The 13,582-nt window shown below is 72.5% G+C and carries 12 protein-coding genes and 1 rRNA gene; 7 read left to right on the top strand and 6 right to left on the bottom strand.

The window, feature by feature from the left end; translation table 11 throughout:
• The first annotated feature begins 52 nt into the window (after positions 1 to 52).
• The gene (locus UIS43_RS18850) at positions 53 to 652 is read left to right on the top strand and encodes a hypothetical protein (protein ID WP_370011085.1); all 600 of its coding nucleotides are present in this window, start codon (positions 53 to 55) and stop codon (positions 650 to 652) included.
• Between the two features lie 235 nt (positions 653 to 887).
• Here the strand turns inward: UIS43_RS18850 and UIS43_RS18845 are convergent, their stop codons facing one another.
• Entirely contained in the window at positions 888 to 2,345 is a 1,458-nt protein-coding gene (locus UIS43_RS18845) for an aldehyde dehydrogenase (NADP(+)) (protein WP_071620995.1), read from the bottom strand.
• A gap of 402 nt (positions 2,346 to 2,747) precedes the next feature.
• Between UIS43_RS18845 and UIS43_RS18840 the strand changes: the two genes are divergently transcribed.
• The 3 genes from UIS43_RS18840 (at position 2,748) to UIS43_RS18830 (ending at position 5,036) form a co-directional block, all read left to right on the top strand.
• Positions 2,748 to 3,338, top strand: a complete 591-nt coding sequence (locus UIS43_RS18840; RefSeq protein WP_013156332.1) for a TetR/AcrR family transcriptional regulator — start codon at positions 2,748 to 2,750, stop codon at positions 3,336 to 3,338.
• Positions 3,332 to 4,201, top strand: coding sequence for a S9 family peptidase (locus UIS43_RS18835; protein WP_013156331.1), 870 nt, complete (start codon positions 3,332 to 3,334; stop codon positions 4,199 to 4,201). The genes UIS43_RS18840 and UIS43_RS18835 overlap by 7 nt, the downstream gene beginning before the upstream one ends.
• Positions 4,202 to 4,412: 211 nt before the next feature.
• Complete coding sequence (locus UIS43_RS18830) at positions 4,413 to 5,036, top strand: HD domain-containing protein (protein WP_013156330.1); 624 nt, start codon at positions 4,413 to 4,415, stop codon at positions 5,034 to 5,036.
• Positions 5,037 to 5,118: 82 nt separating this feature from the next.
• Here the strand turns inward: UIS43_RS18830 and UIS43_RS18825 are convergent, their stop codons facing one another.
• The 3 genes from UIS43_RS18825 to UIS43_RS18815 all read right to left on the bottom strand — a co-directional run bounded on the left by UIS43_RS18825 (position 5,119) and on the right by UIS43_RS18815 (position 8,199).
• On the bottom strand, positions 5,119 to 5,877 hold the full coding sequence (locus UIS43_RS18825; RefSeq protein ID WP_013156329.1) for a sulfite exporter TauE/SafE family protein: 759 nt from the start codon (positions 5,875 to 5,877) through the stop codon (positions 5,119 to 5,121).
• 209 nt (positions 5,878 to 6,086) lie between these two features.
• Positions 6,087 to 7,010, bottom strand: a complete 924-nt coding sequence (locus UIS43_RS18820) for an SPFH domain-containing protein (protein ID WP_013156328.1) — start codon at positions 7,008 to 7,010, stop codon at positions 6,087 to 6,089.
• Between the two features lie 403 nt (positions 7,011 to 7,413).
• Positions 7,414 to 8,199 carry an ABC transporter ATP-binding protein gene (locus UIS43_RS18815; protein ID WP_013156327.1) on the bottom strand — a complete coding sequence of 262 codons (786 nt, stop codon included), beginning with the start codon at positions 8,197 to 8,199 and terminating at the stop codon, positions 7,414 to 7,416.
• A 56-nt stretch (positions 8,200 to 8,255) separates the two neighbouring features.
• Here UIS43_RS18815 and UIS43_RS18810 point away from each other — a divergent pair, with 56 nt between their 5' ends.
• A complete protein-coding gene (locus tag UIS43_RS18810) occupies positions 8,256 to 9,035 on the top strand; it encodes a hypothetical protein (protein WP_013156326.1) in 780 nt (259 codons plus the stop codon).
• A 107-nt stretch (positions 9,036 to 9,142) separates the two neighbouring features.
• Here the strand turns inward: UIS43_RS18810 and UIS43_RS18805 are convergent, their stop codons facing one another.
• On the bottom strand, positions 9,143 to 10,720 hold the full coding sequence (locus UIS43_RS18805) for a serine hydrolase (RefSeq protein ID WP_013156325.1): 1,578 nt from the start codon (positions 10,718 to 10,720) through the stop codon (positions 9,143 to 9,145).
• 368 nt (positions 10,721 to 11,088) lie between these two features.
• On the opposite strand from UIS43_RS18805, the gene UIS43_RS18800 reads away from it, so the two are divergent.
• Entirely contained in the window at positions 11,089 to 11,742 is a 654-nt protein-coding gene (locus UIS43_RS18800) for a DUF1707 domain-containing protein (protein WP_013156324.1), read from the top strand.
• Between the two features lie 101 nt (positions 11,743 to 11,843).
• A complete protein-coding gene (gene serB / locus UIS43_RS18795; protein ID WP_071623112.1) occupies positions 11,844 to 13,103 on the top strand; it encodes a phosphoserine phosphatase SerB in 1,260 nt (419 codons plus the stop codon).
• Positions 13,104 to 13,386: 283 nt separating this feature from the next.
• Here the strand turns inward: serB and rrf are convergent.
• Positions 13,387 to 13,502: ribosomal RNA gene (gene rrf, locus UIS43_RS18790) — 5S ribosomal RNA — on the bottom strand.
• Positions 13,503 to 13,582 lie beyond the last annotated feature (80 nt).

Here is a 13,582-nt window from a genome sequence, read left to right as displayed (position 1 = left end):
GGTGATCCCCCAGCCCCCGCCGCGGTCTCCGCGTCCCCCGTCGAGCACCGCCGTGTTCCGCGCGCAGACCAGTCCGCGCCTCGCTCCCTACGTGGCCTTCGGCGCCGTCCTCCTCGCCCTGTGGCTGATCTGTCTGATCCCGACCGCCCACCTCGCGGACACCCCCGAGCGGTTCCTCGCCTACTCCGGCGCCGGGCTGGCCCTGGTCGTCGGGGCGACCGCGCTCGCCGGTGAACTGGCAGCCCGGGGGACGCGCCGCTCCTTCGGTGACGTCCCCCTGCCGCCCGACGCCGATCCGTACCGGCTGGCCATGGCCGAGAAGCTGGTGGCGGAGGGGGTGCTGTGTCCCGACCCCGGGACCAACTGGCTGGCCCGGATCATGGCCGAACGAAAACTGAGGGAGTACGGAATCCGGTTCCCCCGCCGCACGTCCGCCATCTGGGCGGCGGTGTCGTGCGTACAGGCAGGATTCCTGGTGTGGTGGCTGTCCACGGAGGGCCTCTCCGTGGAGACCGGGTGGCTCCTCTTCACCCTCCTGTGCAACGTGCTGTTCGTGTTCCTCCACCCGTCCATGGCGGCTCGGGACAGGCGTTGCGCCGAGGCGGTCCGCGACGCCTACGACCACTACGCCGCCGGAGGACGGCGCTCCTAGGACCCGCTCACCGCGCCCCTCACGACTCCGCGTACGACGCGCCGACCGCTCCGGAAGGCGGCCCGGCACGTCCCCTCGGCGTGCTCCTTCGCCCCTGTGCCGGCCCGGGGGCCGGCCCCCGCCGCACACGGACCCCCGAAGCCGCGTCCGGCACGTCCGCGGTCGGACCACCGACGGCGCACCCGCCGGGCACGGCACTCGCCGGGCGCGTCGGCCGACGCGCCCGGCGAGTTGGTCAGGCGGAGGGAGCGGCGCCGTTCACGCGGCGCGGCACGCCCAGCGGGTTGTCGTCGCGCAGCTCCCGGGGCAGCAGCGACTGCGGCACCGACTGGTAGGTGACCGGGCGCAGGAAGCGACGGACCGCCGTGGTGCCCACCGACGTGTGCAGCGGCGCGGTGGTGGCCGGGTAGGGGCCGCCGTGGGTCATGGCGTGGGTGACCGCCACCCCGGTAGGCCAGCTGTTCCAGAGCACCCGTCCGGCCAGGGACGCGCCCAGCGCCAGCAGCGCGGGCGCGATCTCGTCGTCCTCCTCGCCGTGCACGGTCACGGTGAGCTGGCCGCCGAACACCCCGGCCGCCTCCAGCAGCCGCCGCTCGTCGGGGTAGGTGACCACGAGCGTCGCCGGGCCGAAGCACTCCTCCAGGAGGGTCTCGGCGTTCTCCAGCAGGGAGTCCAGGTCGGTGCGCAGCAGGGACGGGGTCCAGTCGTCACCGGTGCGCACGCCCTGGACCAGCACCTCGGTGGCCGGGTGGGCGCTCAGGGCGTCCAGCCCGCGCACGAAGCCCTCGGAGACCCGCTCGTTGAGCAGCGGGGCGGCGGCGCGCCCGCCGAAGTCGGCGACGAGGGCGTCGAGCTTGGTCTCCTCCGGCACGAACAGCACGCCGGGCTTGGTACAGAACTGGCCCGAGCCCATGGTGGCCGAGTCCGCGTACCCGCCCAGGATCTCGTCGCCGCGCGCGGCGGCGGCAGCGCGGGTGACGAACACCGGGTTCACGCTGCCGAGCTCCCCGTAGAAGGGGATCGGGTCCGGTCGCGAGACCGCCAGGTCGAACAGGGCCCGCCCGCCGGGGATGGACCCGGTGAAGCCCACGGCCCGGGTGAGCGGGTGGGTGACCGCGCGTTTGCCCGTCTCCACCCCCTCGACCAGGGCGAAACCGCCCTCGGGCGCCCCGGCGCCGTCGAGCGCCGCGACCACGATCTCCGCGGTGCGCCGGGCGAGCCGGAGGTGCCCGGGGTGGGCCTTGACGACCACGGGGCATCCGGCGGCCAGGGCGGAGGCGCTGTCGCCTCCGGCCGTGGCGAACGCGAACGGGAAGTTGCTCGCCCCGAACACCACCACCGGCCCCAGCGGGACCAGCAGGCGGCGCACGTCCGGGCGCGGGGTGCCCCAGTCGGGGTCGGCCGGGTCCACGGCGGCCTCCAGGTAGGAGCCCTCCTCCAGGGTCTCGGCGAACAGGCGCAGCTGGAAGGTGGTGCGGCCCAGCTCCCCCCGGCAGCGCGCCTCGGGGTAGTGCGCCTCCTCCATCGCGATCGGCACGAGCTCGTCGGCCGCGCCGTCCAGGGCGTCGGCGACGGCGCGCAGCAGCCCGGCGCGCTCGCCCGGGGTGAGCGCGGCCAGGAGCGGCGCCGCCGCGGCGGCCCGTTCCATCACGGCGTCGAGTTCCTCCGGCGTGGTGTCCGGGGCGGTGGTCATGGCTCTCAGCCTCCAGGAGGGTGTGTACGCTGCGTCGGCCCTGATCCAACCATGCCAGAGCCGAACAGGAAAGCGCTATCCAAACGCGGGGCGCGCTCCGCGCACGCAGCGTCCGGGAGCCCCCGGCCGGAGCTCCCCCCGCTGCGGACCGCTGGCCCCGCTCTGGGAGGGGCGGTGGAACGAAACTGGAATTTCCCCGGAACCAGGTGATTCCGGAAAGGCATCATAGAAGCTGTGACGACAAACTCCCGAAGCTCAACACCCCCGCGGTCACGACGCTCCCCAGGCAGCACGGGAAGCGACCACGCGTCACGCGAGGGCCGTGGACGAGCCAGCGTCGCCCACGACGAACTCGCCTTCGCGCAGGCGCCGCTGCGGAGGCTGCCCGCCCAGCAGCGCAGCATGCTCAGGGTCCAGCGCATGCTCGACTGCTGCGCCGAACTCCTCGACGAGGTCGGCTACGACAACCTCTCCACGACCAGGATCGCCGAGCGCGCCGGGGTCGCCATCGGCTCCGTCTACCAGTTCTTCCCGGACAAGAAGGCCATCACCCAGGCCCTCGGTCTGCGCTTCCTCGACCAGTTCGGCACGCGCGTCACCGAGCGCCTCGCCGACGCCTCCTTCAGCCACTGGACCCTGGCCGTGGACGCGGTGGTCGACGAGTACATCGACATGCACCGCCACGTGCCGGGCTTCCGCAGCCTGCACTTCGGTGACATCGTCGACACACGCCTCCTCAACGGAGGCGCCGACAACAACCGCGTCATCTCCATCCGCCTGCGCAGGATCATCGTCTCTGTCACAGGCATCCCCGACAATGAGGAACTCGACCGGGCCATCGACGTCGCCGTCGAGGCCGCGGACGCCGTGCTCAAGCTCGCCTTCCGCGACGACCCCGAGGGCGACCCCGCGCTCGTCCGCGAGGCCAAGCACCTGGTCAGCAGTTACCTGTCCCACTTCTCCCAACGCAACGGAGGCGACCATCCGTGGTAGCCGACGCCGGCACCCTCTCCCGGCCCGTCACCGGAACGGCCGCCGGAGTGCCCTTCCTGGCCCTTCCGCCCGCCAGCGGTGACGTCCCGGCCCCGCTCGTGCTGGGCCTGCACGCCTTCGAGCCTCCCCGGGCCGAGGCCGCCCTGGCCGGAACCGTGCCCATGGCCCCGCTCCCGGCCTGGCGGGTCTACCTGGGCCTGCCCCTGTTCGGGGCCCGGCTCCCCGAGGGCGGCGTCGCCGAGATCAACCGGCGCGGCGAGCGCGACTACCTCGTCGAACTGTTCGGCCCGGTGGTGGAGGAGGCCGCCGCCGAGCTCCACCGCGTCACCGCCGAACTGCGCGCCGCCTTCCCCGTCACCGACGCGCCCGTCGGGCTGGTCGGCGTGGGCGCCGGCGCCGCGGCCGTCCTGCTCACCCTGGCCGAGGGGCGCCTGCCCGTCGGCGCCGCCGCCGTCGTCAACCCGGTCGTGGACCCCGCCCTGGTCATCGCCGCGCGGGAGCGGCGCACCGGCACGGCCTACGAGTGGACCGAGCAGGCCCTGAGCACCCGCGACTGGCTGGACTTCGGCGCCCGCGCCGAGGAGGTCTCCCGCGACCGCGTCCCCCTGCTCGTCGTCAGCGGGAGCCGGGACGAGGTCGTGCCCCCCGAGCACGGCCGGTCGCTGCACGACGCCGTGGCGGCCCACGCACCCGAACATGCGCTCCGTCACATCGTGGTCCCCGACCTGGCCCACGCCATCGGTCCGGAGCCGGGCCTGCGACCCGGCCCGCTCACCCCGGCCGGCGTCCTCACCGACCGGGCGCTGACCGAGTGGTTCCACCAGCACCTCAGGTCTTCCGACCAGGTCCGGACGGCCGAGTAGGGGCTCCGGCGGGCCCCGCCGGGCGCTTCGTCCGCTTTCCGGTCCGGTGCGAAACCCCCCGTTCACCGGGTGCACCCTGGCACCTCCTCCGGCGTCCCCTCAACGGACGCCGCCGCGACAGCTGGTGCGCGTTCCATGGGATCATCCAGTGGCGGCCGCGCAGAGCGGCCCACCTGACCGTTTCGACTCATCCTTCAGGAGGGCGAACCACGTGACGGAACCGGCACCGGTCTTTGCCAGCGGGGTCGACAACGAGCGGTTGAACGCGCAACTCCGCTTCCTTCTGGAAGCCGACAAACTCAAGCGCATCCTGCGGCAGTCCCTCCTGGTGGACGGCTCCCGGCGGGAGAACTCGGCCGAGCACTCCTGGCACCTGGCCCTGTCAGCCCGCACCTTCGCCGAGTACGCGCCCGAGGGCACCGACATCGACCGCGTTGTCGAGATGCTGGTCCTCCACGACATCGTCGAGATCGACGCCGGGGACACCTTCCTCTTCGACACCGTCAACTCCCGGACCCAGGCGGAGCGCGAGCGGGCCGCGGCCGACCGCATCTTCCCCCTCCTGCCCGAGGACCAGGCCGAGCGGGCCCGCGAGCTGTGGGAGGAGTTCGAGGCGCGCGCCACCGCCGAGGCGCGGTTCGCCCGCGCGGTCGACCGGCTCTCGCCCATGCTCGCCAACTGGCACAACGAGGGCGGCACGTGGGTGCGCTTCGGGATCACCCGGGCGCAGGTGATGGAGAAGGTCAAACTGATCCAGGAGGGGTCGGAGGCGCTGGGCGCCTACGCGACCGCCCTGGTGGACGACGCCGACCGCCGCGGGTACTTCCGGACCTGACCCGACGGGGCCCGGCGCGAAGCCCTCTCACGGGGCGTCGCGGAGGGCGGCGGGTCCATGCGAGGGGATCGGCGGGGCGGGGTCAGACCCGGCCCATGATGATCTGGACCGCGGCGGACAGTCCCACCAGGACCAGGCACACCCGCAGGGCGGCCGGGCTGAGCTTGCGCCCGAACCTTCCGCCCAGGTACCCGCCGATGATGGTCCCGCAGGCGATGAGGCCGACCACCGGCCAGGCGGGCTCGGCCAGGACGATGTAGAACACCGAGGCCGTGGTGTTGACGATGGTGGCGAGCATGTTCTTCAGGGCGTTGAGCCGCTGGATCTCCTCGTCCAGGGCGGTGCCCAGGATGCTCATGAGGATGATCCCCTGGGCGGCGGCGAAGTAGCCGCCGTAGGCGCCGGTCGCGTAGGCGCCCAGCGGCAGCAGAGGGCCGCCGTCCCTGTGGGCGGGCCTGCGCGAGCGGACCCACCGGGTGATGCGCGGCTGGAGGACGATCAGCACGCAGGCGAGGCCGATCATGAACGGCACCACGGCCTCGAACACGCCCGGAGGCAGGTAGATCAGCAGCAGGGCGCCGGTCACCGCTCCGAGGAAGGACATGCTGCCCAGCCGGAGGATGCGGGCGCGCTGGCCCGCCAGCTCCCGGCGGTAGGCGATGGTGCCGCTGAGCGTCCCGGGGGCCAGGCCGATGCTGTTGGAGACGGTCGCCGTGATCGGCGGGTAGCCGAGCGCCAGGAGCACGGGGAAGGTGAACAGCGTCCCCGACCCCGCGATGGCGTTGATCCCGCCGGCCGCCACACCGGCGAGAAGGATGACCGCCGCCTCCCAGAGTTCCATCCGCCCAGCTCTCCCTGTCCGCCCCCGACGGTCGAGGACGACAACAGACTACGAGAGCGGGTCATCGGATGATCATGCCGGGATACGCGGAGGGCCCGAGCCCGGTACTGGACCGGGCTCGGGCCCTCGCGGTCCGGCCCTCAGTCAGCCGGTCCGACGCCGCGGAACCGGTTCGCGGGGCGGGCGGGCGGCCGGGCGGCGGAGCCGGGTCAGGGGGCCCGGACCACGTCGTCGCGCAGCCGGTCGAACGCGGCGCTGACCCCCTTGAGCGCCTGGCCCATCTCGGCCGGGACGACCCACACCTTGTTGGCGTCGCCCCGGGCGATCTCCGGGAGCTTCTGGAGGTAGTGGTAGGCCAGCACGTCCGGGTCGACCCGGCTGGTGTGCAGGGCCTTGAACACCATGTGGATGGCGTCGGCCTCACCGCGGGCCCGGGTGGTCTGTGCCTCGGCGTCGGCCTTGGAGGTGAGCGCCTGCGCCTCGGCCGCGCCCCTGGCCCGCAGCACCGCGGCCGAGCGCTCACCCTCGGCGCGCAGGACCGCGGACTGCTTCTCGCCCTCGGCGCTGAGCAGCTGGGCGCGCTTCTCGCGGTCGGCGCGCATCTGCATCTCCATCGCCTCCTGCACGGAGGACGGCGGCTCGATGCCCTTGAGCTCGATGCGGCTGATCTCGATGCCCCAGTCGCTGGTGGCCTCGTCCAGCACGGCCTTCAGCTCGCGGTTGATCGCGTCCCGGGAGGTGAGCGTCCCCTCCAGGTTCATGCCGCCGATGACGTTGCGCAGCGTGGCCAGGGTCAGCTGCTCGACGGCCTGGATGAAGTTGGCCACCTCGTAGGTGGCCCGGTAGGCGTCCACGACCCTGATGTAGACCGCCGAGTCGACCTCGACCGCGAGGTTGTCCTCGGTGATGGCCGACTGCGGCGGGAAGCTCACGACCTGGACGCGGCGGTCGATGCGTTCGCGCACGTGGTCCACACCGGGGATGACGATGTTGAAACCCGAGCTCAACGTCCGGTGGAACTTACCGAAACGCTCGACGACGTCCTCCATCGAGTGCGGGACGATACGCACGCTCCGCCAGAAGACGAGCAGAAGAACCGCGACGAAAAGCGCCACGATGATGATCATGGTCATGGGGCCGCCCCGGTTTCCGGACGGAGGACGTCATTCGGTATCGGCATCTGGGCAGCTCCGGATCTCCAGACGGGGGTGACAGGCGGGCACGGACCGCACCCGGCGGCCCCGCCCACCCGAAGATCATAAAGCGCGCCGAAATGGAGCGATCCGCTCACCGTCCGCTGACGCTACCCCATATGCGCCGGGGCGACCACATCCGGACAGAAACACTGTTTATGGTCAATACATTTGCTCCGTTAATGCAATCCAATAAGAGGGAATCTGTCGTCGGGGCTCATACGCACGGACGGAACACCTGCCCGGAGGGCCGGGTGTCCGCACGCCCGGGGCCCGGGCCGGGGCATCCGCCCGGACGGACTCCGGCGCACCCGTGCCGCCAGCCCCCAGGCGGCCCGGACCCTCAGACCGCCCGGGCGCTCCAGCGCTCGCCGTCCCTCTCCACCTTCAGCGCGAGCCCGAAGGTCTCCGACAGGTGGTCCGCGGTCAGGACCCCGTCGATCGGACCGGCCTGCACCACCGAACCCCCGCGCAGCAGCAGGGCGTGCGTGGTCCCTGCGGGGATCTCCTCCACGTGGTGGGACACCACCACCAGCGCGGGCGCGGCCTCGTTGCGGGCCAGGCTCCCCAGACGGCGCACCAGGTCCTCACGGCCGCCCAGGTCCAGCCCGGCGGCGGGCTCGTCCAGGAGCAGCAGTTCCGGGTCCGACATCAGCGCACGGGCGATGAGCACGCGCTTGCGCTCGCCCTCGGAGAGGGTGTGGAACCGGCGGTCGGCCAGGTCGGCGACGCCCCAGTGACCCAGCAGGGCGCGGGCGCGGCCGTAGTCCGGGTTCCCGTACTCCTCGCGGAAGCGGCCCACGTAGCCGTAGGCGGCGCTCAGCACGATGTCGAGGACCTCGGTGCCCTCCTCGATCCGCGACGCCACCGAGGCGCCCGCGTAGCCGATGAGCGGACGCAGCTCGAACACGTCCACCCGGCCCAGCCGCTCACCGAGGATCTCCACCTCGCCCGCGGTCGGGTGCGTCTGGCTGTAGGCCACGTTGAGCAGTGTGGTCTTGCCCGCACCGTTGGGGCCCAGGACGACCCAGCGCTCGCCCTCCAGGACCGTCCAGTCCACCCCGTCCAGCAGATGGGCGTCGCCCCTCCGCACCGTGACCCCGCTCAGGCCCAGAACACGCCCGTCCATCGTCCTCCCTCACGTCACGTCCCACGCCGGTGCACGGGCCGCCCTACCCTGAAGCAATGCATCTCTCGTCCGCACCACTCGTCGCCTGGGGCAACGCCTGGCTGGCCGGACACGTCGGCCTCGACGAGGCCGTCGACGCCGTCGAGCGGCGCGGTGGTCCCAACCTGATCGGGACAGTACCGGCAGTGGACCTGCCCTTCGACAGCGGCGTACCGCTGCGGGCCGCACTGACACGGCTGCGCGGCCTGGGGCTGTCCGCCTTCCGGTTGGCCCTGCCCACCTGGGGCGATCCCCTCGGGCTCGTGGGCCCCAAGGAACTCAACCAGGCCGCCGTCGAGGCGCGGGAGGGGGTGCTGGTGCGGCTCGCCGACCGGCAGGTGGGCCTGGTGCCCTCCGCCGACCGGCGTGGTTCATCCTATGTGGGCGTTTCGTGGACACCGTATCCGGCGAACGACGCACTGCCGCAGGTACCCGGCCTGGCCGAGGCGGAGCAGGCGCTGAAGCTCGCCCTCATCGAGGCCGCCCGGGCCATGGAGGGCGTGGACGACGTCGCCCCGTTCGCACCGGACGTGCACCGAAGACTGGGCGAACTGGACGGCGGCCCGCCCTCGCTGGCGCGCGGGTACCCGCCCCGGGCGCACCGTGTGGCGGAGCAGGCTGCACGGCTGGCCGGGGTGGTGGAGCTGGCCGAGCCGTCGTCGGGACGGGGACTGACCGCCCACCAGGCCACGGCCCGCTCCGAGGGGCTGCGCAGGCTCGACGCGGCGGTGCGCAGGGCCCTGGTGGCCGCGCACGGGGCGATCGACCCGTCCGACCGGGGCGTTCCGGGGCGCTGAGCGGACCCGGGAGCGGCCGGGAGGCGAGCACGGGATCCCGGTCCGGGAACGAACGGGAAGCCGGGACGACCGTGCCCGCCCCCGGGCGACCGGGCGGCCCCGGTCGCTCAGCCCGACGCGCGCTCCGCTCTCCCGCCGGTACCGCCTGTTCCACGGCGCACCGACACCAGACGGACGACGCGGACCGAGGCGACCGTCGCACAGGCCAGGGCGAGTAGGGCGAGGGCCGCCCAGAAGGACGTGAAGAGGTAGGGCACCTGGAACCACGCCACGTCCCTGCCCCGGTAGAGCCACCCGACCACCTCGTGCAGGACCGCCAGCAGCAGCGGCGGCGCGGTGCAGGGCAGCAGGCGCGCCGCCGCGGCCCACCACGGGCGCCCCCCGCGTGCGCGGGCCCAGTCACCCGCGCGCCGGACGCCGCGCCAGGCGAGCGGTACGGCGGCGGCGCCCAGGGCGAGCAGGACGGCGTCCGCGACCAGCACCAGCGTTCCCGTCGGCGGTACGGGCGCACGCCCGGAGTCGATCAGCTCCACGAGCGCGGCGGCCAGGGCGGAGGCGCCGCTGCCCGCCGACCCGCTGTTGGCCATGACCGCCACACCGTGACCGCTCTCGGGCAGCAGCGCCTGGTGCGCGGTGGCGGTCATCAGGTTGCCGCTGTGCTCGACCACCGGCGCCCCCGAACCGGTCTCGTCCGTCGACCACCCCAGGGCGTAGGAGCCCCCGGAGACCGGCGAGGGGGTGTGCAGGGCCTCGATCCCCTCCTCGGACAGGATCCGTTCCCCGCCGGGGCCCCGACCGCCGTTGTTGTGGGCGACGAGCCACGCGCCCATGTCCGCGGCGGTGCTGATGACGCCGCCCGAGCCGTTGCCGAACCCGGGGGGTTCGTCCGCCGGGAACGGGAGTCCGAGCACGCTGATGTGGCCGCGCGCGCCGGACGGCAGGTCGAGGTCGGTGTCGACGGTGGTGGTGTCGTCCATCCCCAGCGGCGAGAGGACCCGCTCGTCCAGGTGGTCGGCGAAGGACCGCCCGCCGACCACCTCGACCAGGCGGGCGGCGACCTGGAAGTTGGGGTTGTGGTACTCCCACCGGGTGCCGGGTTCGGCGGCCAGACCCGCGTCGCGCAGGTCCTCGACGGACTGGCGCAGGGTGAGGGTGCTCCGGCCCCGGCTGTAGGAGGCGAACTCGGAGTCGGACATGCCGGAGGTCTGGTCGAGCAGCTGGCGGACGGTGATCCGCGCCGCGCGGGGGTCGGCCATCGTGAACTCGGGCAGGTGCTCCCGCAGCGGGTCGTCCAGGCCGAGCTCTCCCGCCTCGACCAGCTGGAGGACCGCCAGCGCGGTGAAGGACTTGCTCACCGAGGCCACGGCCATGGGTGTGCGCTCGGTGACGGGCTCCCCGCCGGGGGTGGTGCCGTACCCCTGCGCGTGGACGACCTCCGTGCCGTGGGTCAGGACCACCGCCGCGCCGGGAAGGCCGGTGGCCTCCCGGTACTCCTCCACGAGGGCGTCGACCGCGGCGGGGGCCGGGGTCCGCAGGGGTTCGGCGGAGGCGGGGGCCGCGTGCAGGAGCAGCAGCGCGGCGGCTCCCAGGACGCTGAGGACGCGGTGTCCGCCGCGTGGCCCCGGGTGTGGAACCCGTCCCGGGAGTGGATCTGGGCGGGGACGGGCGTGTGGGTCGGGAGTCATGCGGCCACGCTAGGGAGGGCGGCGGGGCGCCCTCCATGGTGCGGGCCCCGGAACCGTCCTGGGGTCCCCGCCACCGCGGCCCTGCGGTGCGCACCACCCCGCGGTCCCGTGCCCGGTCCCGGCACGCGTCCGGCCGGACCCGCGGCCGGTCGGACGCTGAGGCGTTGAGCAGGGACGGGGCGGGGGTTGTTCCGCGTGCTCTCGCGGGCCACTCTGGAGGGGGGCGGGAACACCCTGGGACGGGGAACGGAATTCTCGGGGTCGGGCCAGGGGCGTTACCTGATCCCGGGAAGGCGGAGAATACCGATACTGGTTGTGTGGTCGGCCGGATCCCCGGCCCCACGGAAGGAACGAGGAGACCCGTCATCATGCAGCCCGAGCACATCCGAGCCTCCGACGCGGACCGGGACAAGGTTGCCGAGCGGCTGCGCGAGGCCCTGGCCGAGGGGCGGCTGACACCGGTCGAGCACGAGGAGCGACTGGACACCCTCTACAGGGCCAAGACCATGGGCGAGCTCGGACCCATCGTGGAGGACCTGCCCGCGCCCGGCCACGGGTACGACTACGCGTCGATGGAACGGCGTTCCGACGCGCCCAGCGGCATGGAGATCCTGGGCAGCGAGGCGCGTGACCTGGCCGGACAGAGCAAGGGCTCGGAGAACCTGGTCGCGGTGTTCGGCGGCTGCGAGCGCAAGGGCCGCTGGCTGGTCGAGCCGCGCACGAACGTGTCCGTGCTGTGCGGCGGGGTGGAACTGGACCTGCGCGAGGCTGTGCTCAGCCAGCACGAGGTGACCATCCAGGTCGCGGTGATCATGGGCGGAGTGGACATCGTCGTGCCCCACGGGGTCAGGGTGATCAACAACACGTCCGGGATCCTGGGCGGCGCCGATCTGCACGGAACGGACCAGGTCACCGATCCGAACGCCCCGGTCGTCCGTCTGACGGGAACCTGCATGCTGGGCGGGGTGGACGTCAAGGCCAAGGGCCCCAAGCGAAAGAAGAAGAGTCGGAAGGACAGGTGACGTACGTCGCGCCTACAGCTGTCCACATAGTGAACTAGCTGGGAAAAGGGTCAGCCCTGCGCGACGCCCCTCCGGGACGGCCGAGTACCGTGGACACCGCCATGAATGAGAAATCCACGCTGTTGGTGACGGTGACCGGCCACGACCGTCCGGGCATCAGTGCTCGTCTGCTGAGCACCCTCTCCGTCTTTCCGGTGACCATCGCCGACCTGGAACAGGTGGTCCTCGCGGGCCGCCTCGTGCTGGGCGCGGTCCTGGAGGTGGACGAGCGGGTGGCTCCCGGTGTGAGTCCCTCGCGGGTCTTCGAGGAGGTCCGCAACGCGCTCGACAAGACCGCCATCGACCTCGACATGGAGGTCGGCTACGGCAAGAGCGGAGGGAAGGACAACGGCCGCGTGAAGGCGGTCGTCCACGACCGGCTGCACGTGACCGTCCTGGCCGACCCGCTGCGTCCCGGCGCCCTGGGCGCCCTCACCTCGTGCGTCGCGCGCGCGGGCGCGAACATCGACCGGATCGAGCGGCTGTCCAGCTTCCCGGTGACCTCCGTGGAGATGGAGATCTCCGGCGGTGACGCCGACCAGCTGCGCGCCGAACTCGCCATGGAGGGGTCCACCCAGGGGGTGGACGTGGCCGTGCAGCCCAGCGGCCTGCACCGGCGGGCCAAGCACCTCATCGTCATGGACGTGGACTCCACGCTGATCCAGGGCGAGGTCATCGAGCTGCTGGCCGCGCACGCCGGATGCGCGGACGAGGTCGCCCGGGTCACCGAGGAGGCCATGCGCGGCGAGCTGGACTTCGAGGAGTCGCTGCGCCGCCGGGTGATGCTGCTGAGGGGCCTGGACGCCTCCGCCATTCCCAAGGTGTGCGAGGAGATCCAGCTGACACCGGGCGCCAGGACGCTGGTCCGCACCCTGAAGCGCCTGGGGTACGAGTGCGGGATCGTCAGCGGCGGCTTCACCCAGTTCACGGACGTGCTCGTGGAGCGCCTCGGGTTGGACTACGCCGCCGCGAACACCCTGGAGATCGTCGACGGCAAGCTCACCGGCGAACTGGTGGGGCCGATCATCGACCGCAAGGGCAAGGCGACCACCCTGGAGCGGTTCGCCGCGGAGGCCGGTGTGCCCCTGGAGCAGACCGTGGCCGTGGGCGACGGCGCGAACGACCTGGACATGCTGCAGGCGGCGGGGCTGGGCGTGGCGTTCAACGCCAAGCCGGTCGTGCGGCAGCAGGCCGACACCTCGGTGAGCGTGCCCTACCTGGACACGATCGCGTTCATCCTCGGAATCACCCGGGAGGAGATCGAGGCCGCGGACATGCGGGACCAGATCGATCCGGTGTCGGATTCGGTGCCGCACGACTGACGTCTCCGGCTGGCTCCCCGGAACCACCAGGCCCCGCTCCCACACCCGGGAACGGGGCCTTTTGTCCACAGGACGCGAGACGCTCTGGCACCGCCACCCCCGCACCCGGTTGACTGGAAACAGGGGGCCCACCCAGGAACCCGCACCCCCACACGCCCACCCCCGCGTTCACAAACGCACAAACACCACCACAAAAAAGAGGGACAGGTCGCCTTGCAGGCACCCCACCCCCACACAAAAACAAAGAGGGGGGCCGCCCACAGGCGACCCCCCCAACGAAAAACCGTGGCAGCGACCTACTCTCCCACCCCACCACAGGGCAGTACCATCAGCGCAAAGAGACTTAACGACCGGGTTCGGAAAGAGACCGGGTGTGACCCTCCAGCAATAACCACCACGGAAACCACACACCACCCACCCAACTCCACCCACCCCAAAGGACAGGGAATCACAGTGAGCAGCAAGCTCCGTGAAAAGTG

The organism is Nocardiopsis sp. LDBS0036, assembly GCF_041228755.1.
GTDB classification, from domain to species: domain Bacteria; phylum Actinomycetota; class Actinomycetes; order Streptosporangiales; family Streptosporangiaceae; genus Nocardiopsis; species Nocardiopsis dassonvillei.
This window is presented reverse-complemented; position numbering and strand designations above follow the sequence as displayed.

Excerpts from the sequence above, each read along its gene's own strand:
- UIS43_RS18845 (WP_071620995.1), bottom strand. The coding sequence starts at position 2,345 with ATGACCACCGCCCCGGACACCACGCCGGAGGAACTCGACGCCGTGATG.
- UIS43_RS18840 (WP_013156332.1), top strand. The coding sequence starts at position 2,748 with ATGCTCAGGGTCCAGCGCATGCTCGACTGCTGCGCCGAACTCCTCGAC.
- UIS43_RS18825 (WP_013156329.1), bottom strand. The coding sequence starts at position 5,877 with ATGGAACTCTGGGAGGCGGCGGTCATCCTTCTCGCCGGTGTGGCGGCC.
- UIS43_RS18820 (WP_013156328.1), bottom strand. The coding sequence starts at position 7,010 with ATGACCATGATCATCATCGTGGCGCTTTTCGTCGCGGTTCTTCTGCTC.
- UIS43_RS18815 (WP_013156327.1), bottom strand. The coding sequence starts at position 8,199 with ATGGACGGGCGTGTTCTGGGCCTGAGCGGGGTCACGGTGCGGAGGGGC.
- UIS43_RS18810 (WP_013156326.1), top strand. The coding sequence starts at position 8,256 with ATGCATCTCTCGTCCGCACCACTCGTCGCCTGGGGCAACGCCTGGCTG.
- UIS43_RS18805 (WP_013156325.1), bottom strand. The coding sequence starts at position 10,720 with ATGACTCCCGACCCACACGCCCGTCCCCGCCCAGATCCACTCCCGGGA.
- UIS43_RS18800 (WP_013156324.1), top strand. The coding sequence starts at position 11,089 with ATGCAGCCCGAGCACATCCGAGCCTCCGACGCGGACCGGGACAAGGTT.
- serB (WP_071623112.1), top strand. The coding sequence starts at position 11,844 with ATGAATGAGAAATCCACGCTGTTGGTGACGGTGACCGGCCACGACCGT.